Source organism: Mycobacterium simiae, from assembly GCF_008370645.1.
GTDB classification, from domain to species: domain Bacteria; phylum Actinomycetota; class Actinomycetes; order Mycobacteriales; family Mycobacteriaceae; genus Mycobacterium; species Mycobacterium simiae_A.
The window spans coordinates 1-25,044 of the sequence record NZ_VTZN01000067.1 but is presented as its reverse complement, the minus strand read 5'-3'; the positions used below and the strand labels follow the sequence as shown (position 1 = coordinate 25,044).

At 64.5% G+C, this 25,044-nt stretch carries 20 protein-coding genes and 1 pseudogene; 5 read left to right on the top strand and 16 right to left on the bottom strand.

The annotated features are described in order from the left end of the window. Nucleotides 1–113: 113 nt before the first annotated feature. A complete protein-coding gene (locus tag F0Q45_RS12605) occupies nucleotides 114–1,508 on the bottom strand; it encodes a glycine--tRNA ligase (RefSeq protein ID WP_149654274.1) in 1,395 nt (464 codons plus the stop codon). Nucleotides 1,509–1,699: 191 nt separating this feature from the next. Between F0Q45_RS12605 and F0Q45_RS12600 the strand changes: the two genes are divergently transcribed. Further along, nucleotides 1,700–2,092 (top strand): ArsR/SmtB family transcription factor, encoded by a 393-nt coding sequence (locus F0Q45_RS12600; RefSeq protein WP_149654273.1) that lies wholly within the window; start codon nucleotides 1,700–1,702, stop codon nucleotides 2,090–2,092. Beyond that, nucleotides 2,089–2,481, top strand: coding sequence for a Fur family transcriptional regulator (locus F0Q45_RS12595; RefSeq protein ID WP_149654272.1), 393 nt, complete (start codon nucleotides 2,089–2,091; stop codon nucleotides 2,479–2,481). The genes F0Q45_RS12600 and F0Q45_RS12595 overlap by 4 nt, the downstream gene beginning before the upstream one ends. An 88-nt stretch (nucleotides 2,482–2,569) precedes the next feature. Here the strand turns inward: F0Q45_RS12595 and F0Q45_RS12590 are convergent, their stop codons facing one another. Genes F0Q45_RS12590 through recO form a run of 3 tightly spaced genes read right to left on the bottom strand, consistent with a single transcriptional unit; the run spans nucleotide 2,570 to nucleotide 4,678 of the window. Continuing rightward, complete coding sequence (locus tag F0Q45_RS12590) at nucleotides 2,570–2,995, bottom strand: hypothetical protein (RefSeq protein ID WP_149654271.1); 426 nt, start codon at nucleotides 2,993–2,995, stop codon at nucleotides 2,570–2,572. Then, entirely contained in the window at nucleotides 2,995–3,888 is an 894-nt protein-coding gene (locus F0Q45_RS12585) for a decaprenyl diphosphate synthase (RefSeq protein ID WP_149654270.1), read from the bottom strand. The genes F0Q45_RS12590 and F0Q45_RS12585 overlap by 1 nt, the downstream gene beginning before the upstream one ends. Beyond that, nucleotides 3,881–4,678 (bottom strand): DNA repair protein RecO, encoded by a 798-nt coding sequence (gene recO / locus F0Q45_RS12580; RefSeq protein WP_149654269.1) that lies wholly within the window; start codon nucleotides 4,676–4,678, stop codon nucleotides 3,881–3,883. The genes F0Q45_RS12585 and recO overlap by 8 nt, the downstream gene beginning before the upstream one ends. A 61-nt stretch (nucleotides 4,679–4,739) precedes the next feature. On the opposite strand from recO, the gene F0Q45_RS12575 reads away from it, so the two are divergent. After that, on the top strand, nucleotides 4,740–6,239 hold the full coding sequence (locus F0Q45_RS12575; protein WP_149654268.1) for an amidase: 1,500 nt from the start codon (nucleotides 4,740–4,742) through the stop codon (nucleotides 6,237–6,239). A 61-nt stretch (nucleotides 6,240–6,300) separates the two neighbouring features. Here the strand turns inward: F0Q45_RS12575 and F0Q45_RS27680 are convergent, their stop codons facing one another. The 9 genes and pseudogenes from F0Q45_RS27680 to hrcA all read right to left on the bottom strand — a co-directional run bounded on the left by F0Q45_RS27680 (nucleotide 6,301) and on the right by hrcA (nucleotide 13,939). Further along, the gene (locus tag F0Q45_RS27680) at nucleotides 6,301–6,489 is read right to left on the bottom strand and encodes a hypothetical protein (RefSeq protein WP_188112910.1); all 189 of its coding nucleotides are present in this window, start codon (nucleotides 6,487–6,489) and stop codon (nucleotides 6,301–6,303) included. 230 nt (nucleotides 6,490–6,719) lie between these two features. Next, entirely contained in the window at nucleotides 6,720–7,634 is a 915-nt protein-coding gene (gene era / locus F0Q45_RS12565) for a GTPase Era (protein WP_149654266.1), read from the bottom strand. Nucleotides 7,635–7,688: 54 nt separating this feature from the next. Continuing rightward, nucleotides 7,689–9,011 (bottom strand): hemolysin family protein, encoded by a 1,323-nt coding sequence (locus tag F0Q45_RS12560; protein ID WP_149654265.1) that lies wholly within the window; start codon nucleotides 9,009–9,011, stop codon nucleotides 7,689–7,691. After that, entirely contained in the window at nucleotides 9,008–9,544 is a 537-nt protein-coding gene (ybeY, locus tag F0Q45_RS12555) for an rRNA maturation RNase YbeY (protein WP_149654264.1), read from the bottom strand. The genes F0Q45_RS12560 and ybeY overlap by 4 nt, the downstream gene beginning before the upstream one ends. Nucleotides 9,545–9,574: 30 nt before the next feature. Continuing rightward, nucleotides 9,575–10,633: a PhoH family protein gene (locus tag F0Q45_RS12550; protein ID WP_149654263.1), complete on the bottom strand. Its 1,059-nt coding sequence runs from the start codon at nucleotides 10,631–10,633 to the stop codon at nucleotides 9,575–9,577. 129 nt (nucleotides 10,634–10,762) lie between these two features. After that, a pseudogene (locus tag F0Q45_RS30210) lies at nucleotides 10,763–10,876 on the bottom strand (cytochrome P450); the annotation flags it as partial. 15 nt (nucleotides 10,877–10,891) lie between these two features. After that, nucleotides 10,892–11,680 carry a 16S rRNA (uracil(1498)-N(3))-methyltransferase gene (locus F0Q45_RS12540; protein WP_149654262.1) on the bottom strand — a complete coding sequence of 263 codons (789 nt, stop codon included), beginning with the start codon at nucleotides 11,678–11,680 and terminating at the stop codon, nucleotides 10,892–10,894. An 18-nt stretch (nucleotides 11,681–11,698) separates the two neighbouring features. Beyond that, complete coding sequence (gene dnaJ, locus F0Q45_RS12535; protein ID WP_149654261.1) at nucleotides 11,699–12,847, bottom strand: molecular chaperone DnaJ; 1,149 nt, start codon at nucleotides 12,845–12,847, stop codon at nucleotides 11,699–11,701. A gap of 60 nt (nucleotides 12,848–12,907) precedes the next feature. Further along, on the bottom strand, nucleotides 12,908–13,939 hold the full coding sequence (gene hrcA / locus F0Q45_RS12530) for a heat-inducible transcriptional repressor HrcA (protein ID WP_149654260.1): 1,032 nt from the start codon (nucleotides 13,937–13,939) through the stop codon (nucleotides 12,908–12,910). Nucleotides 13,940–14,148: 209 nt separating this feature from the next. Between hrcA and F0Q45_RS12525 the strand changes: the two genes are divergently transcribed. Both F0Q45_RS12525 and F0Q45_RS12520 read left to right on the top strand, forming a co-directional pair. Further along, complete coding sequence (locus F0Q45_RS12525; RefSeq protein ID WP_149654259.1) at nucleotides 14,149–14,463, top strand: type II toxin-antitoxin system VapB family antitoxin; 315 nt, start codon at nucleotides 14,149–14,151, stop codon at nucleotides 14,461–14,463. 122 nt (nucleotides 14,464–14,585) lie between these two features. After that, complete coding sequence (locus F0Q45_RS12520; RefSeq protein WP_188112909.1) at nucleotides 14,586–15,962, top strand: SagB family peptide dehydrogenase; 1,377 nt, start codon at nucleotides 14,586–14,588, stop codon at nucleotides 15,960–15,962. Here F0Q45_RS12520 and F0Q45_RS12515 read toward each other — a convergent pair. The 3 genes from F0Q45_RS12515 to F0Q45_RS12505 form a co-directional block, all read right to left on the bottom strand. Further along, a complete protein-coding gene (locus tag F0Q45_RS12515; protein WP_188112911.1) occupies nucleotides 15,945–19,445 on the bottom strand; it encodes a non-ribosomal peptide synthetase in 3,501 nt (1,166 codons plus the stop codon). The genes F0Q45_RS12520 and F0Q45_RS12515 overlap by 18 nt on opposite strands. Continuing rightward, nucleotides 19,433–24,028: a non-ribosomal peptide synthetase gene (locus tag F0Q45_RS12510; RefSeq protein WP_149654257.1), complete on the bottom strand. Its 4,596-nt coding sequence runs from the start codon at nucleotides 24,026–24,028 to the stop codon at nucleotides 19,433–19,435. The genes F0Q45_RS12515 and F0Q45_RS12510 overlap by 13 nt, the downstream gene beginning before the upstream one ends. Continuing rightward, a partial coding sequence (locus F0Q45_RS12505; RefSeq protein WP_262490977.1) for a condensation domain-containing protein occupies nucleotides 24,025–25,044 on the bottom strand: 1,020 nt, incomplete at its 5' end. The genes F0Q45_RS12510 and F0Q45_RS12505, both read right to left, overlap by 4 nt.

Here is a 25,044-nt window from a genome sequence, read left to right as displayed (position 1 = left end):
ACCCCAACTCGTGTCGCCGCGATCAGCACCGCGATCAATCGCATGATCTGTTCTTGAGCCCTCCGCGGTCACAGCCCCACCGGCAAGAATCCGCGGAGGCAAAGTACCAGGCCCTAGGAGCAGCCCTTGAGCCGTACCGCTAGATAATCGGCGACTTTGTCCAGCGCGATCCGCTCTTGGGTCATCCCGTCGCGCTCACGCACGGTGACGGCCTCGTCGTCGAGTGAGTCGAAGTCGACGGTAACGCAGAATGGTGTGCCAATTTCGTCCTGACGCCGGTAGCGGCGCCCGATGGCGCCGGCATCGTCGAATTCGATGTTCCAACATTTACGCAATTCGGCAGCCAGGTCGCGGGCCTTCGGGCTCAGGTCTGCGTGCCGCGAGAGCGGCAGTACCGCGCACTTGACCGGCGCTAGCCGGGGGTCCAGGCGTACCACCGTCCGCTTCTCCATCACGCCCTTGGCATTGGGGGCCTCGTCCTCGCTGTACGCGTCGATCAAGAATGCCATGAACGACCGGGTCAGTCCCGCTGCCGGCTCGATGACGTACGGGGTGTAGCGGGTGTCGTTGCCCTGGTCGTAGAACGACAGCTCAGCGCCCGAATGCTTTGAGTGCGTTGACAAGTCGAAGTCGGTGCGGTTCGCGACGCCTTCCAGCTCACCCCAGGGATTACCGAGAAAGCCGAAGTTGTACTCGATGTCGACGGTGCGGTCGGAGTAATGCGACAGCTTGTCCTTGGGGTGCTCATACAACCGTAGATTGTCCGGATTGATACCGAGGTCGACGTACCACTGCAACCGGGTGTCGATCCAATACTGATGCCATTCCCTGGCCGTCGCGGGTTCGACGAAAAACTCCATCTCCATCTGCTCGAACTCGCGGGTGCGGAAGATGAAGTTGCCCGGGGTGATCTCGTTGCGAAAGCTCTTCCCGATCTGCCCTATGCCGAACGGCGGCTTCCGGCGGGAGGTCGTCACCACGTTGGCGAAGTTGATGAAGATGCCTTGCGCGGTCTCAGGCCGTAGATAATGCAGCCCCTCCTCGGTCTCAATGGGTCCCAGGTAGGTCTTGAGCATCATGTTGAACTCGCGCGGCTCGGTCCACTGGCCAGGTTCGCCGGTTTCCGGGTCGCGAATGTCGGCCAACCCGTTGGGCGGCGGATGCCCGTGTTTTCTTTCGTAGGCTTCGATGAGGTGGTCGGCGCGGTAGCGCTTGTGGGTGATCAGCGACTCAACCAACGGGTCATGGAAGACTTCGACGTGGCCGGAGGCCACCCACACCTCTCGCGGGAGGATGATCGACGAATCGATCCCGACGACGTCGTCGCGGCCGGTGACCACCGACCGCCACCATTGCCGCTTAATGTTTTCCTTGAGTTCCACCCCTAGCGGACCGTAGTCCCACGCAGACTTGGTGCCGCCGTAGATTTCGCCCGACGGGTAGACAAACCCACGCCGTTTCGCCAGGTTCACCACGGTGTCGATGACAGACGCCACGGGGTAATGCACTTCCTTCCCGGATCGGACACACTTTGCAGCGGGGAATCACTGCGCACCGAAGCCTCAGTCATGGTAGCGACCAGCGCGAGGGTTCTTTGACATGCATCATTGTGCATGTGACAGTGGAGGGCGTCCGCACATTTTCACGGCACTCGGAAGCGGTCCCGATGCCCGGCACTTCTTGAGGTGGTGACTGAGATATGACGCCGTCGCCTACTACCCCTGCCGTCGCCGGCGACGTCGCGACTGATCACGACCACAGTGCAGACAGCTTCGCCGAACACTCTGTTTTTCCTGCCCCGCCAACGCGGGAGATTCTCGAAGCCGCGGGCGAGCTGCTGCGCGCGCTGGCCGCGCCGGTGCGGATCGCCATCGTTTTGCAATTGCGCGAATGTCAGCGTTGCGTGCATGAACTGGTCGATGCGCTGGGTGTGCCGCAACCACTGGTCAGCCAGCATTTGAAGATTCTCAAGGCCGCGGGCGTGGTAACTGGTGAACGGTCTGGCCGCGAAGTGCTGTACCGGCTTGCCGACCATCACCTGGCGCACATCGTCGTCGACGCGGTCGCCCACGCTAGCGAGGAAGCGCTGTGACTGGCCCGCCGGTGCGTTCTACTCGCCAGCGAGCGGCAATTTCGACGCTGCTGGATGCCGTCGACGATTTCCGCTCGGCGCAGGAATTGCACGACGAGCTGCGCCGCCGCGGCGAAAACATAGGGCTAACCACCGTCTACCGCACTCTGCAGTCGATGGCCGCGGCGGGAATGGTCGACACGCTGCGTGTTGACACCGGTGAATCCGTTTACCGCCGATGCTCGGACCACCATCACCACCATCTGGTATGCCGCTGCTGCGGCTCCACCATCGAGGTGGCCGACCACGAAGTAGAAGCATGGGCAGCGCAAGTTGCCGCCCGACATGGGTTCTCCGAGGTCAGCCACACCATCGAAATCTTCGGCACCTGCGCAGACTGTCAGTCATGAAACCCGGCTGAGCGCGCCACACACAACGAGGTAGGGCCTACCGCGAACGTGCTTTCGTCGGACCGTCTCGCGGATGTCGATTTCGACGTCAGGGAACCCCGGCGATCAGTGCGCCACGTACCCGGGCGCCGGTGTCCAGCACCAGCAGGATCAAGGTGCGGAGCGCGTCATCGGAGAGGCCAGCGCCGGGAAAGTTGTAGCGCAGCAAGACGTCCGCGGTTTTGGCCGGCGTCTTGGCCGCACTCTTCTCGGCAACCTTCTCCAGCAGCACCACTGCACCGAAATTGCTGTCGCGGGCCTGCCTAGCCACTTGCTCGCGAACTTTCCTGGTCAGCGGCAGGTCCCAGGCCAAGACCTGGGTGAGAGAGACCAGGTCCAGGTCCGCAACGATCTTCACTACCCGCAACGATGCCAACGTACCGTCATGGCGGACCGTCAGTGCGCCGTCCGGCTCCTCCTCGACCCCGAGTGCGTCGCGAAGTATCGATGCCAGGCGCTGCTGCAAGGTAGGCACTAGGCGCTCCCGAAGCGTCGATTGCGGGAAGCGTATTCCTGGCAGGCCGCCCACAGGTCGCGGCGGTCATAATCCGGCCACAACTTGTCCTGAAAGATGTACTCGGCGTAGGCCGCCTGCCACAGCATGAAGTTGCTGGACCGCTGCTCCCCCGAGGTCCGCAGGAAGAGGTCCACATCCGGAATATCGGGACGCTGCATGTGACGGGCGACGGTGGCCTCGGTGATCCGCTCCGGGTTCAGCCTGCCCGCGGCCACCTCACGAGCAATTTCCCTTGTCGCTTCCGCGATTTCGGTGCGACCGCCATAGTTGACGCAGTAGTTGACTGTGATGACATTGTTGTGCCTGGTCAGCTGCTCCGCTATGGCCAGTTCGTTGATGACGCTGCGCCACAGGCGCGGCCGCGAGCCTACCCAGCGGATCTTGACACCCATGTCCTTAAGGTTTTCCCGGCGCCGCCGCACCACGTCCCGGTTGAAGCCCATCAAAAAGCGGATCTCCTCGGCCGAGCGCTTCCAGTTCTCGGTGGAGAACGCATAGAGGCTGAGCCACTTGATGCCAATTTCGATTGCACCGCATGCGATGTCGATAACCACGGCCTCGCCCATCTTGTGCCCCTCGGTGCGAGGCAGGCCACGTTGGGTGGCCCAGCGGCCATTGCCGTCCATCACGATCGCGACATGGCGCGGCAACCGGTCGGCGGGTATCTGTGGGGCAGCCGCTTTCGAGATGTGTTGTGGTGGTCGACGCGGGCCGCCGCTGGCCGACGGCGGCAGGTTAGGGAAGGCCACGGGCCACGTTGAGGTATCGGGAAAGGTTGGGTAGTCGTCCGGCGCGGGAGGCAGCTGCGGGAAGTCGGTGGACGTCAGCTTTCGTTCGGCTTTTCTAGCCACATTCACCTACTTGCCCGATCAGCTCGGCGCGACGTGCGGCAATGGTGCGATCAGCGTGGTAGACCCGTTCCACTAACGGCAACGTCTTGAGCTGCCGTTCCAGATGCCATTGCAGGTGTGCGGCCACCAGCCCGCTGACGTAGCTGCGGTGGGATGGCGGGGCCTGCTCAGCGGCCATCCAATCGCCGTCGTACAGGGCGGACATCAACTCCAGCACGCCCAGCGGCGGTGTCGTCGAACCGGCCGGGCGGCAATGCGCGCACACGCTGCCCCCGGCGGTGATGTGAAACGCCCGATGAGGACCGGGCGTGGCGCAGCGGGCGCATTCGGTCAGCGCCGGGGCCCAGCCGGCGATGCCCATGGCACGTAGCAGGTAGGCATCCAGCAGCAAGTCGCGTGGCCGACGGCCGTCGGCCACGGCCCGCAACGCCCCCACCGTGAGCCGGTGCAGAGCCGGGGCAGGAGCACGCTCTTCACCGGCTAGGCGTTCGGCGGTTTCCAGCATCGCGCAGCCGCAGGTGTAGCGGCCGTAGTCGCTGACGATGTCGGTGGCGAAAGCATCAAGGGAAACGACCTGGGTGACAATGTCGAGATTGCGGCCGGGATGCAGTTGCGCGTCGATGTGTGCGAACGGCTCCAGCCGGGCGCCAAATTTGCTGCGGGTGCGACGTACCCCTTTGGCCACCGCCCGAACCAACCCGTGATCGCGGGTCAACAAGGTGATGATCCGGTCGGCTTCGCCGAGCTTGTGCTGGCGCAGCACAACAGCCTGGTCTCGATACAGCCGCATCCCCATAGTTTCGCACCCCACCGCGACATAGCGGGTATCCGCGCCGATAGTCTCGTACCCCGTGATTAGCGCTCCTGGGTCTGCTTCTGGGGCCGTTTCCGGGTCCGGCAGCCAGCGCTTGCCCACCTTGACCGATCTCCTCTATCAGTTGGCCAACGACTCGGTGACCGCCGTTGACCTGGTACGCCGCTCATTGCGCGAGATCGAGGCCAGCCAGTCCACCTTGAACGCATTCCGGGTGGTGCTTGCCGACTCGGCGCTGGTCGATGCGGCTGCGGCGGACCGGCGACGCGCCGCCGGTGATACCGCCCCGCTGCTGGGAATCCCGATCGCGGTCAAGGACGACGTCGACGTTGCTGGGGTGCCAACCGCATTCGGTACCGAAGGGTATGTCCGGCCCGCTACCGAGGACTCCGAGGTCGTTCGCCGCCTCAAGTCGGCCGGTGCTGTGATTATCGGCAAGACCAACACTTGTGAGCTGGGCCAGTGGCCATTCACCAGCGGACCCGGATTCGGACATACCCGTAATCCGTGGGCGCGCCGGCATACACCTGGTGGATCGTCGGGCGGAAGCGCGGCCGCGGTAGCCGCTGGCCTGGTTACCGCAGCAATCGGCTCGGATGGCGCCGGCAACATCCGGGTCCCCGCGGCGTGGACACATCTGGTGGGCATCAAACCACAGCGCGGCCGCCTCTCTACCTGGCCGTTGCCAGAGGCATTCCATGGCATCGCGGTAAACGGCGTTCTGGCCCGGACGGTGGCCGATGCGGCCCTCGTGCTGGACGCAGCGTCCGGCAACGCCGCCGGCGATCTACACAAGCCGCCGCAAGTGACGGCATCCGACTACGTCGGCATCGCTCCCGGCCCGCTGAAAATCGCACTATCCACCCGATTCCCCTATGCGGGTTTTCGAGCCAAGTTACATCCGGACATTCAGGCCGCGACGCGACAAGTGGGCGAACAACTGCAGCTGCTCGGCCACACGGTCGTGCGCGGCAACCCCGACTACAGCCTTCGGATGTCGTGGGACTTCCTGGCCCGGTCCACCGCCGGGCTGTGGGATTGGGCCGAACGACTAGGCGACGGCGTCGTACTGGACCCCCGCACGGTGTCGAATCTGCGTGCGGGGCATCTGCTTTCGCAAGCAATTCTGCGCAGCGCCCGTCGCCACGAAGCCGCCGAGCAGCGTCGGGTGGCCTCAATCTTTGACATCGTTGACGTGGTGCTGGCACCCACCACCGCACAGCCCCCGCCACTGGCGCGCGCCTTCGACGAGATGGGTGGGTTGGCCACCGACCGCGCCATGATCGCCGCATGCCCGTATACCTGGCCGTGGAACCTATTGGGTTGGCCATCAATCAATGTGCCAGCGGGGTTCACCGTCGAAGGTTTGCCCATCGGGGTGCAACTGATGGGACCGGCCAGCAGCGAGGGCGTGCTGATCTCGCTGGCCGCCGAACTGGAAGCGGTCAGCGGATGGGCGGCCAAGCAGCCGACGGTGTGGTGGAACGACGGCATCGGCACGCCACCCATCCACACCGTCCGCGCGCCGCGGCGCTAAAGCATGACGGCACAGTGCCTCTCGATAATGATGCCCGACGAACTCGGTTACCGGACCTTGGCTATGGCCGCGGCGGCTGGACCGCTACGCCCCATTGCGACCAGGTCTCAGGCACGGCGTTAATGGCATCATCTTCGGCTGCGACGACGAGGTCGTAGCCGGGTTGAATGAATGGCCTGGCCAGTTCCAGTTCAATAATCGCGACTGAGCAGCTCAGCCACCTGGAAATGGTTGGCTCGATGATCACCATGCTGCTCGCCCATGGCCGGCCCTCGTTGCGCCGATGGCGATCAGCGGATTTGCGGATCCGGCGAATTCTGCGCAGACCGTCCGCTGACTGCCTCGCGCACGTAGTGCCCTCAGCACATGCATCACAGCGCTAATTGGTCGGCGAACGTCGGTGACTTTTGAAATGCCATGACTAGTGCCTACCCGCTACAGCTAGCCGAAAACCCCACTGATTGGATCAATCCCGGACCGTCAAAACCCCAGGCGGCCAAGCTGTTTAGGGTCGCGTTGCCAATTCTTGGCAACCTTGACCCGCAAGTCGAGAAACACTTTGGTACCCAGCAGCTTTTCAATCTGGCCGCGGGCTGCGGTACCCACCTCCCGCAGCCGGGCGCCGCCCTTACCGATGACAATCCCCTTCTGGCTGTCGCGCTCGACATACACCACGGCGTGGACGTCGATCAGGTCATCGCGCCCTTCCCGCGGGCTGACCTCGTCGATCACCACCGCCAGCGAATGCGGAAGTTCGTCATGGACGCCGTCCAGAGCGGCCTCGCGGATGAACTCCGCCATCAGCACCTCTTCTGGTTCATCGGTAAGCTCCCCGTCGGGGTAGTAGGCCGGGCCAGGCGGCAACGCCGAAGCCAGCACGTCGATCAGTACGCCGACCTGCTCACCGGTGACGGCCGACACCGGGACCACCTCGGCTGAGTTCGCCGAGTTCGCACCAAGCTCGCTGGCTGCCACCAGCTGCGCGGCCACCCGATCCTTGGGCACTTTGTCGATTTTTGTAACCACAACGACAAGAGTCGTGTTGGGCGCCACGGACCGGATCTGCTCCACGATCCACCGGTCACCCGGGCCGATGGCCTCGTCGGCCGGGATGCACAGCCCAATGACGTCGACCTCGGCGTAGGTGTCGCGGACCAAGTCGTTGAGCCGCTTACCCAGCAGGGTCCGCGGCCGGTGCAGGCCCGGCGTGTCGACCAGAATGATCTGGAAGTCCTCCCGCTGCACGATCCCGCGAATGGTGTGCCGAGTGGTTTGCGGTCGCGTCGACGTGATCGCGACTTTGGCGCCGACCAGTGCGTTGGTCAGCGTGGACTTCCCGGTGTTGGGCCGGCCCACCAGACACACGAAGCCGGACCGAAATTCAGCTGTCACCATAAGCTTCCGATCGACCCGCTCGATACCTCAGTATCGAGTCTGAGGTCTAGCGGCTCAGCCATCGGAAGCGGCTTCTTCCCCGCGGTGGTCAAAGCCATTGCTTTCACCAGCCTCAGCGGGGCTCACCAGCACAGTCCCGATCCTCACCCGCCCACGGTGGTCGCGGCCACCTTCAGCGTGCAGCAGCAGACCGTGAGATATCACCTCGGCGCCAGGCAGCGGCACCCGACCCAATTTCAGGGCCAGCAGACCACCGACCGTGTCGACGTCCAGATCGTCATCGAACGCCACGCCGTAGAGTTCGCCGACGTCCTCGATCGGCAGTCGCGCCGACACTCGGAAGCGTTTGTCGCCCAAATCTTCTACTGGTGCTGTCTCCGCCTCGTCGTATTCATCGGCGATCTCACCGACAATTTCCTCCAACACGTCTTCGATACTCACCAAGCCGGCGATGGCGCCATATTCGTCGACCAGCAGGGCCATGTGGTTGCGGTCGCGCTGCATTTCGCGCAACAACGCGTCCAGCGGCTTGGAGTCCGGCACGAACACCGCTGGGCGCATGACATCTGTCACGGTGACCTTCCGGCCGTCGCCAGGTGCACAGAATGTCTGGTGCACCAGGTCTTTCAGGTATACAACCCCAATGATGTCGTCGACGTTTTCGCCGATCACCGGAATCCGGGAGTGCCCGCTGCGGACGGCCAACGACATCGCCTGGCTCGCCGATTTGTCCCCTTCGATCCAGATCATTTCGGTGCGCGGCACCATCACCTCCCGAGCCGGAGTGTCACCGAGTTCGAAGACCGACTCGATCATCCGGCGTTCGTCTGCCGCCACCACTCCGCGCTGCTGAGCCAGGTCGACAACTTCACGCAGTTCGATCTCCGATGCGAACGGTCCGTTGCGGAAGCCGCGTCCCGGCGTCAGTGCGTTGCCGAGCAGCACGAGCAATCGGCTGATCGGCATCAGCAGCCATGAAATCACCTGCAATGGAACGGCAGTAACGAGCGCAATGGAATAGGCATGCTGGCGGCCCAGGGTGCGTGGCCCGACACCGATAACGACGAAACTGGTCACCACCATGACCGCCGCAGCAACGAACAACCCACCGTTAAGGCTCAGGTTATGCCGGAAAAAAACCACCAGTAGCGCGGTCGCGGTGATCTCACATACGATCCGCAGCAGCACTACCAAGTTGATGTAGCGCGGCCGTTCGGCCATCACCTTCAGCAGCGCCACCGCCCCGGGCCGGGCCTCGCGTACCAATTCCTGCACCCGCGCCAGCGACACGGTGTTGATAGCGGCGTCCAGCCCGGCGAACATGCCGCCCAGACCGATCAAAGCGATCGCCCCAAGCAACTGGGTAAGACCGGTCACGGCTCGTCGAAATACCTTGACTTGTCCAGCAACCGGCGGTCCTTCTCGTCCTGGCGGTCGTGCTGGTAGGCCTCGACCTGGTCGGCTACCCACTGTTCGAGCAACCGCTCCTGCAGGGCGAACATCTCCGTTTCCTCATCCGGCTCGCCATGGTCGTAGCCGAGCAAATGCAGCACGCCGTGGATGGTCAGCAGCGCCAGCTCATGTCCAAGACTGTGGCCCGCCGCTGCCGCCTGCTCCGCCGCGAATTCCGGGCACAGCACGATATCGCCCAGCATCGCCGGCCCGGGCTCGGGCGCGTCCGGTCGACCCCCCGGCTCCAGCTCATCCATCGGGAAGCTCATCACGTCCGTCGGCCCGGGCAGATCCATCCAGCGCATGTGCAAATCGGCCATCGCGGCGGTGTCCAGCAGGACCATCGACAGCTCGGCGCCCGGGTTGACGTCCATCTTGTCGATGACAAACCGGGCGACGCTGACCAGTTCCGCTTCTGAGACATCGATGCCAGACTCGTTGGACACTTCGATGCTCATAGGATGCTCATCAGACTGCTCACGCCCACATCATCGACGACTACGGGCGCCGGACGCCCGCCGAGCTGCCCGGTTCAGCCCTGCGCCGGGCTCCTCAAAGCGGGCGTAGGCGTCGACGATCTCCGAGACCAGTCGGTGGCGTACCACGTCCACGCTGGTCAGCTCGGCGATGTGAATGTCGTCGATGTCCTCGAGGATGTCGACTGCGGCGCGCAGGCCGGACTTGGCGCCGCCGGGCAGGTCGACTTGGGTGACATCGCCGGTGACGACGACCTTGGACCCGAACCCCAGCCGGGTAAGGAACATCTTCATTTGCTCGGCGGTGGTGTTCTGCGCCTCGTCGAGCACGATGAAGGCGTCATTGAGGGTTCGACCGCGCATGTACGCCAACGGCGCCACCTCGATCACGCCCGCGGACATCAACTTCGGGATCAACTCGGGGTCCATCATGTCGTACAGCGCGTCATAGAGCGGCCGCAGGTAGGGGTCGATCTTCTCGCTCAGCGTGCCGGGTAAAAAGCCAAGGCGCTCACCGGCTTCCACCGCCGGCCGAGTCAGGATGATGCGGGTGACCTGTTTGGTCTGCAGTGCATGGACAGCCTTGGCCATCGCCAGATAGGTCTTGCCGGTGCCAGCTGGGCCGATTCCGAAGACAATGGTGTTCTCATCGATCGCGTCGACATACCGCTTCTGGTTGAGCGTCTTGGGCCTGATCGTCTTACCCCGGCGCGACAAGATGTCGAGGGTAAGAACCTCGGCCGGCGAGTCGTTGCCGGCACCGAGCAGCATAGCGACGCTGTGGCGCACCACCTCCGGCGTCAACGACTGTCCCTTGGCCACAATCGCGACCAGCTCGGAGATCGCCCGTTCGGCGAGCGCAACATCCGCCGGCTCACCTGCAATAGTGATGGCGTTGCCGCGTACATGCAGGCCGGCACTCAGGCTGCGTTCCAGAGCGCGCAAATTTTCGTCGGCCGAACCGAGTAAGCCCACAACGAGGTCGGGCGGAACGTCGATGCTGCTGCGAACCTGAGCGTCGGACTGCCGGGCTCCAACTGCGTCAGCAGCGCGGGTCTCGCGGGGCGTCACGTGGTCTTTGATGCCTGCTTCCTGTGTTCGTGGGGGCGACAGCCGGTAGCTAATCCTACCGCCACGCGGAAAACTTGCAGCCGCCTCTACCGGCCGCGGGAGTACAGGGTCATGTTGGGGAGTCCAGCCGGGGAGAATTTGTATCCGGCACCGCTGATGAACCTGGGCGAGAAAGAAATGGGCCTCGAGGTAGCCCATCGCCGCGCCGAAGCAGCGGTGTGGGCCGGCACCAAAGGGCAGGTAGGCCCGATTTGGCCGCTAGCGGCGGCGTGTCTCGTCGTCAGATTCACAGTCGGTGTCCGCTTGCCACCGCGCGGTCAGCACGCCCAACGCGCCCAACGCCACTGCGGCTGCGGTCGATGTCCGCAGCACGGTCGGGCCCAGCCGCACCGCAACGGCGCCCGCCTCAGCCAGCGCGCTGATCTCGTCGGGCGCGATGCCGCCTTCCGGGCCGACCACCAGCAGCAGCGAATCAGATTGTGCCACAGCAAGATCAGCAAGTCGGTCAGTTGCCGATTCGTGCAGCGCCAGCACTGTCGCACCGGCGGCCACCTCGTCGCAAACGCGCTGTGTCAACGCCCCGGTGGACAGCACGCCATCGACCGTCGGGATATATGCGCGCCGCGCTTGGCGCGCCGCCGAGCGGGCCGCCGCACGCCACCGGCGCAGACCCTTGTCGACGCGGGCACCTTCCCAGCTGGCCACACAGCGCGCCGCCTGCCAGGCCACGAACGCGTCCGCACCGGCCTCAGTGGCTAGCTCGATCGCTAATTCGGAGCGCTCCGACTTGGGCAGCGCCTGCACCACGGTCACCCCCGGCTTTGGGCGCCTAGCGCCCCAGCGCTCCAGCACCCGCGCCCTCAGTCCGTCACGCCCGGCCTGCTCAACCACGCAGCGGGCTAGGCCGCCATCGCCGTCGCTGAGCACCAACTGCTCGCCGGGGCGGATCCGCCGCACCGTGGCGGCATGGAAACCTTCGTCGCCGTCGACAACTGCCAACACGCCGGCCTCGGGCAGTGCGTCGACGTAAAACAGCGTCGCCACCATGTGCGCGCCTAAGTCTGTCTAGCGCCCGGTGAAGGTCTCGCGCAGCCGGCTAAATAACCCGCCCGCGGCGGCATGCGTCGAACGGACCTCGGCCACATCGCGGCCGCGACGGTTCTTCAGCTCGCGCAAAAGCTCTGCGTCGTGGTGATCCAGCCGGACAGGCACTACCACCTCGACGTGCACGTGCAGATCACCCCGGGCGTTCGAGCGCAGATGTGGCATCCCGCGACCTCGCAGCGTGATGACCGAACCAGGTTGAGTACCGGGCGGAATGACGATTTCGCTGGGGCCGTCGAGGATGGCGTCCAATGTGACCGTGACACCCAGCGCAGCGTCGACCATCGGTACCGAAACCGTGCAGTGCAGATCGTCGCCCTCGCGCACGAAGATGTCGTGGGCCTGCACGTGGACCTCGACGTACAAGTCGCCCGCCGGCCCGCCCCCAGGCCCGACCTCACCTTGGGCGGCGAGCCGAACCCGCATGCCGTCACCGACCCCGGCGGGAATCTTGACGCTGATCTCCCGGCGAGCCCGGACCCGGCCGTCGCCCACGCACTGGTGGCATGGGTCGGGAATCACTACCCCAACGCCGCGGCAGGTGGGGCACGGACGCGACGTCAGCATCTGCCCGAGCAACGAACGCTGGACGGTTTGCACCTCCCCACGGCCACCGCAGGTGTCGCAGGGCATCGGTGCGGAATCGCCGTTGGTGCCCTTACCCTGGCACCGATCGCACAACACCGCGGTGTCAACGCTGACCTGCTTGGTCACCCCGGTCGCACACTCTTCCAGATCGAGCCGCATCCGCAGCAGCGAGTCCGAACCAGGCCGAACCCGGCCGACAGGACCACGCGACCCCGAAGCGCCGCCAAAGCCGCCACCAAAGAACGCCTCGAAGACGTCGCCCAATCCACCGAAGCCGCCGAAACCCGCAGCCGATGCTCCGGCACTTTCCAGCGGGTCCCCACCCAAGTCGACGATCCGGCGCTTGTCCGGGTCGCTCAGCACCTCGTAGGCGACGCTGATCTCTTTGAACTTCGCTTGGGCGGTCTCGTCGGGGTTGACATCAGGATGCAGTTCGCGAGCCAGCTTGCGGTAGGCGCGTTTGATGTCTGTGTCACTGGCGCCCCTGCTCACCCCGAGCAGCCCGTAGTAATCGCGTGCCACGATTAACCTTTCTTGTGCCGCCCTACGCGGCTGTCCACACATTCTGCAGCAGGTGCACGGTCATCGTGCACCCAGCACTTCGCCGATATACATGGCAACCGCAGCAACGCTCGCGATAGTTCCCGGATAGTCCATCCGCGTGGGCCCCAGCACACCCATGCCGCCGTAGACGGTGTCACTGGTGCCGTAGGCGGTGGACACCACCGAGGTGCCGGCCATTTGCTCCGCCTCTGTTTCATGGCCGATGCGCACGGTTATCTTGCCGGCCTCTTGCTGCGCCGCCAACAGCCGCAGCACCACGACCTGCTCCTCAAGGGCTTCGAGGATGGAGCGCAACGAGCCACCGAAGTCGGCGGCGTTACGAGTCAGGTTCGCGGTGCCACCCATGAGCAGGCGCTCCTCGGTGTGTTCTACCAATGACTCCAGCAGCACTGTCGCCGAGCGGCCGACCGCGTCACCCAGGCCACCGGCACCGCTCAGCTGGCCGGCAAGGTCGGCGACCGCGACCGACGCGGCCGACAGCTTCTTGCCTTCCAGCGCCTGGCCAAGTAGCTCGCCCAGGTGCGATAGCTGGTGGTCGTCGATGACGTCACCGAGTTCGACAATGCGTTGATCCACCCGGCCGGTGTCGGTGATCACCACCATCAGCAGCCGGGCCGGGGTCAGCGCGATGACTTCCAGATGGCGAACGGTCGAAGTCGACAATGTCGGGTACTGCACCACGGCGACCTGACGAGTCAGCTGGGCCAACAACCGCACCGCACGGCGTAGCACATCGTCGAGGTCGACGCCGGACCCCAAGAAGCTCTGGATCGCCCGCCGCTCCGCCTTCGACAGCGGCTTTACGTCGTCGAGACGGTCGACGAACTCGCGGTATCCCTTCTCCGTGGGCACCCGACCCGAGCTGGTATGCGGCTGGGTGATGTAGCCCTCGGCTTCCAGCACCGCCATGTCATTGCGGACAGTGGCGCTGGAAACGCCCAGATTGTGCCGCTCCACCAGGGACTTGGAGCCGATCGGCTCCTGGGTGGCGACAAAATCGGCGACAATGGCACGAAGTACCTCAAAGCGGCGCTCATCCGCACTGCGCATCAACTGTCACCTCCCTAGCGCCGGCTGGCCGGGTTCATTTTACGGTCTCTACAGACGCTCGACTGCAGCCGCGCAATCGGCGGCAGGGATCCCGGCCGGGCAGGCCGATCTGCGGATGAGGGCAGGTTCGGTTCGGCCGGTCAACGTGCGACTAGCCTGATCGGCATGATCGGGTGCGGCTTCGACAACGCGTCAAGGGCGATCCGCTGATGATTTTCAAAGGCGTGCGCGAGGGCAAGCCCTATCCCGACCATGGTTTGACCTACCGGGATTGGTCCCAGATTCCGCCACAGCAGATACGGCTCGATGAGTTGGTCACCACGACCACCGTGCTCGCGCTGGACCGCTTGCTTTCCGAAGATTCCACCTTCTACGGCGACCTCTTCCCGCATGCAGTCAAGTGGCGAGGCGTCACCTACCTCGAGGATGGGCTGCACCGGGCGGTCCGGGCGGCGCTGCGCAACCGCACCGTGTTACACGCGCGGGTGTTCGACATGGACATGCAACCGGGTGGGCCGAGATAAGTGACGGGTAGTGTTGCCTCCCAACTTACCGTGCACCCGGTGGATGAAACTGTGCTGCACCTGTAAAGCCGTCCGGAGAGCGCGCGGGAAACATCGAACGCAAGAACGGAGGGAATGACAGATTGCCTGCCCTCCCGTACCCCAGCCATACGCGATTCGCATTGCGTTCCGGCGCCACCTGTTTGACCACACCGACCGGAGCCGTGCTGCTGAATCCTCCGCGCACCGAGAAGCTGAACTACTTGTCAGCTGCTCAGTTGCAGGCGCTCAAGACCCTCAACCTAGCCCCGGCAGTCCTTTCCGAAATAGCGGCGCCGGCAGCGGAAAGCGAAGTCGGCGCTCTCATCCATCGACTTGCCATGAGCGGCTGGCTAACGGTGACGGTGCGTGACGGCGGGAAGGACCTTTACTCCCTAGCGCCGGTAGGACAACCACCCGCGCGGCCGGCCGCACTGGCGGCGCAATCCGTTGTGCTATCGAAATTTGCCGTGCTGCATCGCGATTCATTGGGAATTGTGCTGGAGCATCCGCTGGCGTGGTGCGATATCCGCATCCACGACTTGCGTCTGCTGACGCTGCTCGACGGTCCTGGCGCGATCGGCCTCGACCTGGCGCCCGAGGTCGCGTCGCGGTTCATCGAGGACCTGCGGTGGTGCGGGCTGTTGGTTGGCCCGGGTGTCGAGTCCGCCAGCTTCGAGACCCGCAGCTGGAGTGCACCCGATCTGTGGTTTCACCGCCGCAGCACGCTCGGTGAGCGCACCGTCACCTGGGAGAATTTCGGTCCGACCAAATGGGCGAGAGGCCAGTTCCCGCAGCCCGATGCGCGCAGGCCGAAGTATCCCGGCGAACCGATCGCGCTACCGGTCCCCGACCTGGCGGCGCGGCGTATGCACGACCCCACGCTGACAGCTGTCCTCGAAGATCGGTTCTCAACAAGAACATTCGATGACGCCCAGCCGATCACGATGGAACAGCTGGCCGAGCTGCTGTATCGCACAGCGCGGACCCGAAGCACCCAGCCGATCGACGGAGGCGAAGAGCTGCTTTCGCGCCCCTACCCATCTGGCGGCAGCCTCTATGAACTCGAGCTGTACCCCGTGGTGCACAATGCGGCGGGTCTCGAGCCCGGCATGTATCACTACGATTCGTTCGATCACGTGCTGCGCCCGGTGGCCGCAGCGGACTCGAAGGCGGTTTCTGCGCTGTTGAAGCCAGCTTCGGCGACCCTGGCTGGCGGCGCCGAGCCACAAGTCGTGCTTATCTTGGCCGCCCGGTGCGGTCGCATCATGTGGACCTACGAGCAGATCGCCTACGCCACTGTGCTTAAGAATGTGGGCGTCTTGATGCAGACGGTCTATCTGGCCGCCACCGCGATGGGTCTGGGCGCGTGCGCGCAAGGATTCACCGACACCGCCGCGTTTGTCGCGGCCGCCAACGTCGATGAGCTACAGGAGTGCAGTGTTGGCAGCATTATCGTCGGCTCATCCGTCTCCGATTAAGCCTTCGGCGAGCACCTCGTCGTCAGACATAGCGGCGATCTCGAGGTAGTGCCGGGCGATGACAGCCAATCGGTCTGGCGTGCCGCGCTGAGCCTCCCGGGCGCTCAACCGGTGGGCGAACCCGGCCACGGTTCGTGTCGCGAACACGTCCGCAACCAACGCATGATCGACGTCCAACCAGTCGCGTACCCGCGCGACGACAGCGGGGGCTAACACCGAATCACCACCCAACGCGAAGAAATCGTCATGCACGCCGACCGAATTGACGCCCAGCACCTCAGCGACAATGTCGGCAAGTGCAGCTTCCAGATCATTGCGCGGGGCACAGCGGTTTTCGGAAACGTCGCTGGCTTTCGGTTCGAGCAGCGCGGCCACGGCGTGACGGTCCAGCTTGCCGTTGGATGTCAGCGGAAACCGTTCAAGAAATTCGATGCGGGTCGGAATCATGTAGGACGGCAACAGATCAGCGATTGCCGTGCCGATGTCGCCGGCCTTATTCGGATCGCCCGCGACCGCGGCAACCAGGTTCGGCGCACTGGCACCAACGACGGCAGCGACGGCATGACGTACCCCGGGCAGCGTGCGCAGCGCGCTCTCCACTTCACCCAGTTCGACGCGGTATCCGCGGATTTGGACCTGATGGTCGCGCCGACCGAGAAACTCGATGGTTCCATCGGGCCAGAATCTGGCCAGGTCGCCGGTCTTGTACCAGCGAATCCCCTCGTGCTCGACGAATCGCTCCGCCGTACGTTCCGGGTCGTTGCGGTAACCTGCTGCGACATTCGCACCACCGACCCAGAATTCACCGGGCACCCAGTCGGGGCAATCGCGGCCCGACGGCGAAACCACCCGACACCGGACGTTGCGCAACGGAACTCCGAAGGGCACGGTCACCCAGTGCGCCGGCGGTTCGCCGACCACCTCGCAGATGGTGTTGTGGATGGCTGTCTCGGTCGCTCCACCTAGACCGGCGAACCGACATCCCGGCACCTGTCTGGCCAGTCGGCGGGCTATGTCGGCGGCCACCCAGTCGCCACCGAGGGTGACGGCCCGTAACGAATCTCCCAGCCGGTCACCGCCGAGCTCCAAGATCATATCAAGCATGCTGGGCACACAGTTGAGGATCGAAACCCGGTGATGGCGTAGCAATTCCACCCACGTGGTGGCCGCAGCCTTTTGCTCGCCGTCAACGGCGACCACCGAGCCACCGACTGAGAACATGCCGAAGATGTCATAGACCGAGGCGTCGAACTCCAGCGCGGAGAGCGCGAGCACCCGGTCGGTGCTGGTGACCCCGAACCATTCGTTCACGGCGTCGATCGTGTTCATCGCCGCGCTGTGCGGTACATCGACACCCTTGGGCAAACCCGTGGATCCGGATGTGAAGATGACGTAGGCGATCTGACCGGTATCGGGAAAAATGGCCGTCGGCAACGGTAGTGGATGGGCGCGCGCCGACTCGATTGCGATGCCAGAAACGCCGTGCCCCATATCGGCGCCCTCGGCTGTCAGTGCCGCAACGACGTCAGCGGTCTGAAGTATCTTGGCGCGCCGCGCCTCGGGCTGGTCGAATCCGATCGGCACGTAGGTGCCACCGGCGGCGAGCACGCCTAGCACAGCCGCGATCTGGTCTCTGCCTTTGGGTAGCTGGACCGCGACGGCATCGCCGGGTCCTACACCGTGGGCGCGCAGGGCCCCCGCTACAGCTAGCGACTGCATGCTCAGATCCCGGTAACTCCACGCACCCGCGGCGGCCCCGGGTAGACCCCATACCACGGCCAATGCATCCGGGTTCGCTGCCGCATGTTCGAAGAAGCCTTGATGCAAGCACCGCCCGCTCACCGGACCATCGGTGGCGTTGATCGCGGCCCTTACCGCGGCCTGCCCCCTCGGCAACTGCACTGCCGCCTCGGCGGCCCAACCGGTATCGCCTTCGGCAAGCCGCTCGACCACCTCGATGAACCGGGCGAACATGGGATCGACCAGGCCCGCCGGGAAAGCCGATTCGCGAACGTCCCAGTTGAGTAACAGCCCGCCGCGCAGCTCGGTGACCTGAGCATCCAGCAAGACCTGCGGTCCCTGGGAAATGATCCACACCGGCTCACCAAAGGTCTCGATCACGGTGTCGGCGAACAGCTCGCCAAGATCGAGCGCACTGGTGAACACAACCGGCGCCAACACCGGCTCGCCGCGAAGTCTGCCCAGATCGCGCAGCACCTCAAGACCGGAATACGCTGCGTGCGACCCGCTTTCGTACATCCGGCGTTGGATGTCCGCAGCCCGCTCGGTGACCGAGACGTTCTCGGTGACGTCGACCTCGAGCATGACCGACGAGGTGAAGTCGCCGACCACCCGATCGATGTCAGGGTGTATTGATTCCCGATGAAACAGCGGCACATTTAGGAGAAACTTTCCTTGTGCCGACCAACCGCCGATGGTGTCAGCGAAAACCGCGGCCACGGCCATGGCCGGGGTAACCCCGCGGGTATGGGCCTCGGCCAACAGCTTTCGCTTGGCAGCCGGCGCCAACCAGTGATTGTACCGGACGGTGCGATGCGGTGCCCGTCGGTCACCCAGCGGGACAATCGGCAATTGGGGCGGGCCGGGCATGTCGGGCAACCGCTGCTGCCACCACCGCCGGTCGCGCTCCTGAGCGGCGTGGTCGGTCTGGTGTTCGGTGCGGTAACGCCGGTAGCTGTAGGCGAGTTTCGGCAGCGTTGCCCCGCGGTGCAACTCGGCCAGATCGCAGACCAGCACGCGATAGCTCATGGCATCGCCGGCCAGCATGTCGATATCCAGATGCAGCCGGCAGCGGCCCTGGTCGAGCAGACTGAGCGTGACATCGATGACCTGGCCCGCTTCAATTGCCAGGCGTTGGTGGGTTTTCTGATCGCGCGACTCGGCCAATGCCGATTCGACCCGGTCGGCGGACTGACCCCGCAGGTCGACGACACCGAAAACCAGTCTGCCCGGCCGAGGCATCGTTTGCTGAGTACCGTCCGACCGGAATTGGGTACGAAGCATCGGATGCCTCGCGATCAGCTCCGACACCGCGCTCTCCAGGCGCACCGGATCGACGCTGGTACCGTCGAATTCGACGTAGAGATGGGCTGCGACACCACCCAATTCCTGCTCGTCGGCGCGGCCCACCCAATAGGCGTGCTGCATGGTAGCCAACGGGAAAGGGCGGTCGTCGGCAAGCGCCTCGGCCGGCTCAGGCACCTCGGGACCCAATATCGTTGCTGTACTGGTTATCTCGCACCCATTGAGCAGGCGATGCCAGCAGTCGACTGTGGGCTGGGCCGCAAGCTCGGCGAAAGTGACCTGCGCGCCCTGCCTACGCCATCGTCCAGCCAGCGCCATCATGCGAATCGAGTTAAGGCCTAACCGAATGAGGTCGTCATGGTCGGCGACGTCGAGGGGCGGGCATCCGAGTTCGGCTGCAACCGTCGCCCTGATCTCATCCCTACTCAGTCGGTCCAGCCGCTGCGCGGACTCCATACGGCTCCTCTCTGGGTCCCGTCCTCTGCGTCACCGGCGGCAAGCGCGGCAATGGCGCGCTGCCAGAATCGAGTTAGCCGGTCGATATCAGAAGCAGCGAATAGCGCATCACTCCACAACCAGTTGGCGGTCAATTGCGGGCCGTCGGGCGTAGCGCAGACGAACACGCTGATGTACAGGGCAAAGCGCAGTGGCAGGTCTGGTTCGGGGTCCACCGGCAAGAGATCGACGTGCGGACCGGTCAGCAGTGACCACGGTTGATCGGTAACACCGCTCAGGTCCAGCCGACCCAGATAACTAAACATGATTTGCGGTTCGGCAGCCGCCTGCAATTCAGGGGTGCGGTCGACATAGCGAAGCAGACCGTAATCCAAACCCGCGCAGGGGATCGCGCCGAGATAGCTAGTGACTGAATCGAGTAGTGTCCGGGCGGCCTGCGGATCTGCTTCGGACCGCTCGATATCGATGGCCGCCGCGCCGACCCCAAGCCGCACAGGAAATGCGCTGGTAAACCAACCGACGGTGTTCGTCGTGTCGGCGTCCAGAGTTCCGTCTGCACGCCCGTGGCTGTCCACTGCGATGAGCGCGCCAGAAGATGGATCCTGCGCGTGCGCACGACGCCAGCTCGCAACGGCGATCGTGGTTGCGGCCAGCAAGTATTCGCGTACGCCGTCCTCTCTGGTCAGCCTGGCCAGTATGCGCTCGGTGACGCTGACCGGTAGCACCACCGGCGAGGCCCGCAGGGTGGACCAGGTGTCACGGGTCGGGTCGGGGTGCCGCACACCCAACGCGGCGTCGGGATCACGCACCTGAGCGATCCAGTAGTCACGCTGGGCCCGCACCTCCGGTGTCGCGGCCCGTTGCCACATCATTTGCGACCACCGGCGGTAAGAAGTGAACTCCGGCAGTGCCTTGAGCGCCACACCTGATTTCAGCGAGCGCCAGGTCTCGGCGAGATCACTGAGCATGATCTGCCACGACACCGCATCAATCACCAGGTGGTGCACGGTGAGCAGCAGCGCGTGGCCTTGCCCGGTGCTGGACAGCCACACCGCTCGCAGCATCGCGCCGGATCGGGGGTCAACCTTGTCAATAGCCTCCCGCGCAGAATGTGTGATGGCCCAGCGCCATTTCACATCGGTCGAATTGGGTAGTGCGGTGTGGTCCAGCACATCACCGGCACGAACCACGCCGGGCTCGCGGGTGATCAGACGCGGCCCCGCGGCGGTATCGACCAGAATAGATCGCAGGCTTTCGTGTCCATCGAGCAACATCTGCAACATGCACTCGATTGCCGCCCGCTCGATATCGGACGGCAATTGAAGCACGATCGTGTTGGTGAAGCGGCGATAGTTGCCATATTCGTAGAGCCAAGACACTATGGGCAGCGGCAGCACTTCGCCGTATTCGGCGCTCTCGGTGATCGCATCAGAGCCGGCTGCCGCGTCGATAGTCGCCGCGAGCCGGCGAATTGTCGGAGCGTCGAACACCATCCGCGGACTCACCACCAGACCGCGGCGTCGAGCCTTGTTAACCAACGAGATCGCCACGATGCTGTCCAGGCCGAGCGAGAAGAAGTCGTCGTCGACATGCGGCACTAGGCCGTTGAATTGTTCGGTGAATACGTCACGTAGCGATTGTTCGGTCTCCGTGGACGCCGCGCCACCCTCGGTGACGTGGGTGAGCTCCCGCTCGGCCCAATGGTTTAAGGCACGGTTATCGAGCTTGCCGTTGGCGTTCACCGGCAGCCGCGGCACGGCCACGACCCGGGCCGGGACCATGTACCCGGGCAGCAGCCCGGTGAGCGCGGCGCGCAGCTGAACCGGGTCAGCAATCGTATCCTCTTGCCACACAACGAAACCCACTAGGGTGGTGCCGCCAGCGCAACGCACCACCGAGACTGCCGCGTCATGTACGGCAGGCTGGCCGCGCAGCGCGGCCTCGACCTCACCGATCTCCACCCGGTAACCACGGATCTTCACCTGGGTGTCAGCGCGTCCGACATACGCGTACCCACCGTGCGGCAGGCGCCGCACCAAGTCACCGGTGCGGTACATGCGATGCCCGGGGCGCAGCGGATCGGCTACGAAACGAGCAGCCGAGAGCGCCGAGCTGCCGACATAACCCCGGGCTAGCTGGGCGCCGGATAAATAGAGTTCGCCAACCACGCCGGTGGGGACCATCCGCAAAGCCGAATCGAGGACATAGGCGAAGGTGCCGGCGTTGGCTGTGCCGATCGACGGCGTGGCGTAATTCTTGACCGGGGCCACCACCGCCTCGACCGTCGTCTCGGTGGGTCCATAGCAGTTGTAGACCGCTGCTGCTTGCAGCTCGCGCAACTGGTTCCACAACGCGGTGTTGATAGCTTCACCGCCCAGCGCCAGCACCGAAAGGGTGCTATCCGACAGGCCAGCGGCTGCTAGCTGCACGAACATCGACGGGGTGGTGTCGATCATGTCGATCTGGTGGATGACAATGCCTTTCACCAGCCGCTCCGCGTCGCGCATTTCCTCGGAGTCGAAAAGATGCAGGGCGTGGCCGTCGAGCAGGCCGACCATCGGCTGCCACGAGGCATCGAAGCTCAATGACCACGCGTGCGCGATACGCAGCGGGCGACCCAGGCGCCTAGCCGCTGGCCGGTAAACCCGCTCGCGGTGGTCGGCAAAGTAGCTGAGCAGCGCGGCATTGGTGCCAATGACGCCCTTGGGCTCACCGGTCGAGCCAGACGTGAAGATCACGTACGCACTGTGCTCGGGATGGCGGCGGACGTCCGGCACGGCGGCAGAACGTCGCGAAACGCGCTCGCTGACAGTGGGATCGTCGATGACCAGCACACTCACCTTTGAGTCGGCCAGCTGCGAGTAGTCTCCTGCGGTGATAGCCAGCACTGGATTGGCTTGACGCACCATCGATTCGATACGGTTTCGGGGCAGCGTGATATCAACTGGAAGATAGCCGCCACCGGCAGCCAGCACCGCCAGGATCGCGATCACGGACCGACTCGAGCGTGACAGCAACAGTGCAACGACCTGTTCGGGACCCACACCCTGTTCAGCAAGCTCTGCCGCCAGCCGGCCGGCTTCCCCGTGCAGCTCGGCATAGGTGTAACGCTCACCGCCACTGGTGGTCAGGGCAACGGCGCTCGGTGCGGCGCGAACCTGCCGCTCAAACATTTCCCACACCGAGGCGCACTCCGAAGCGGCAGGCAACCCAGTGGTCAAGTGATCGAGCTCCGCGCGCTCATTCTCGGTGAGAATCTCCAGCGCGTCGGGGGTGCGGTCGCCGACGTCGGGGAGTTGGCGCAGCACTGCGAGTAGTCGCTCGCCGATCTCGGTGGGTCGAAGATGCGGCAGCGCCTCATGAATCGCCTCGACCAGTACCACCAGTGTGCTGTCGCGCAGGTGCGAGACCACAGTCAACGGGTAGTGGGTCAAGCTTTCCATCTCGACTGGACGGAATCGGGCGCCGTCGGGTGTGCAAACCGGACGTATCGCGTCCTCGATCGGTGCGTTTTCAAAGACGAACAGGGAATCAAACATCGGGCCGTGGCCATGGGCACGCTGGATTTCCGACAGACTGAGATAACCTACGTCGCGCATCGCCGAGGTCTGGCGCTGCAGCCGGGCGCAGTGCTCCACCACCGAGTCGGCCCTGCTCAGCCGATGCACCACCGGCACGGCGTTGATGAACAGTCCCACCATGGTTTCCACGCCGGGCAAGCCTTCCGGACGGCCGGAGACAATGGTGCCGAAAACAACATCACGACGATCGGTGAGCCTGCTGAGCACGACGGCCCAAGCGAAAAGCACTGCGGTGCTGAGCGTGAGGCCGGTGCTCCCCGCCCAATCTCGCAGACGTGCCGTGTCAGCGGCTGGCAACAGGAGCTCCCTTTTCTCCGGCACGCCGTCACCTGAAGCGAGTGGGCCCATGGCTGGGCTATGTGCCACCATGAGCGGTCCAGACACACCCTGCAGATACTCGGTCCACCGAGCACGTGCGGCCGCCCGGTCCTGCTGGGCTAGCCAGACGATGTAGTCGCGGTAAGGACGAGGGGCCGGTAGCCCGTCGGCCGATCCCCCCGCGCGATAGACAGCGAGCATCTCGGTGAAGAACACGGCAAGCGACCAGCCATCGACCAGAATGTGGTGTGCGGTGAAAATGATTCGCCGTTGGGTCGCACCGGGCACCGTCAGCAGGACAACGCGCAACGCTGGCCCGCGGCTCAGATCAAACGGGCGGCGCCGTTCCGAGCGCGCGATAGCGTCGAATTGGGTTGCCAGCGAAACTCTTTCGGACCACGGCAACTCGGCCTGGGCGGGCAAAATCTGCACCGGTTTGGGCACATCACGATCCCAGAAGGCGGCGCGTAGATTCGGATGCCGGTCCAGCATGGCCGAAGCGCTGCGCCGCAGCAGTTCGACGTCGACCGGTCCCTCGACATCAACCACAAACTGCATGCTGTAAAGGTCGATGCCGTCCTCGGCCAGTCGGTACAACGCGAACAGCCCCTCCTGCAACGGGGTGAGGGCAAGAACGTCCTCGATTTGTGGCGGGGCTGTGGTCATGACTGCCCTCTGGACTCGTTGAGCCAGGATGCGGCGAGCGTGGCCAGCACGTCGGGGTCCAGCCCCGACGCACTCATCGGCGTATAGTCCTGCGCCAGATCCGTTGCGCCGGAACGCGGCTCAGCGGCCGCGTCGACCGCGGCGGCCAGCTCAGCGATCGTCATGTGTTCGAACACCATTGCTGGGGTGAACGCCAGGCTCTGGGCGGTGGCCTGCGCCGACCATCTGACGGCGACGATGCTGTCACCGCCGAGGGCGAAGAAGTTGTCGTCGCGATCGACGCCGGTGATGTCGAGCAACTGCTCTAGCAAGGCGATGAGGACCCGCTCGGTTTCCACCGAGCCGCCAGCGGCCGGCTCCGAGGAAGCGACGGCCGCGGACGTTGGTGGCGCGAGCAGCCTGGCCAGGTCAGCTGTAGGCAGCAGCTGCACCGCGGATACCGGAAGGTCTGGTGTCGTGGCGAACGCGTCGAGGGTGGTGTTAAGAGCAGCGGCGATGAGCGCAACGGTGGCCGGTTGGTAGAGATCGGCATTGGCGACCAGCCGTACGTCGAGTTCGTGCCGCGGTGTCACGTTGATGCCCACATCCAAGTCCAGTAGCGAGACCTCAAAGTCGATGGGAAGCGGAATGATCGTGGTTTCGCCGGTGTCGGTGAGTTTGCGTGATGCAAGCGCCCAGTCTTCGCCGCGGAAGTGGATCATGTGTTGATACAGCGGGTTACGGGACCGGCGGCGCGGCGGGTTCAGCGCCTCGACCAGGCGTTCGATGGGCAGTTCCTGGTGCGCGAAGGCATCGAGCACTGTGTCACGGCCGCGGGTCAGCGCAGTGCGCAGCGTCGGATCGCCCGATAGGTCGTTGCGCAGCACCACCACGTTGGCGAAAAGGCCGAAAAGATTTGCGGTGGCCGATTCGAGCCTGGACGCCACCGGGCTGCCCAGCGCGATGTCCGTGCCGCCCCCGAGCTTGTGCAGCAGTATCGCAAGGGCCGCTTGATAAACCATGAACTCGGTAGCGCC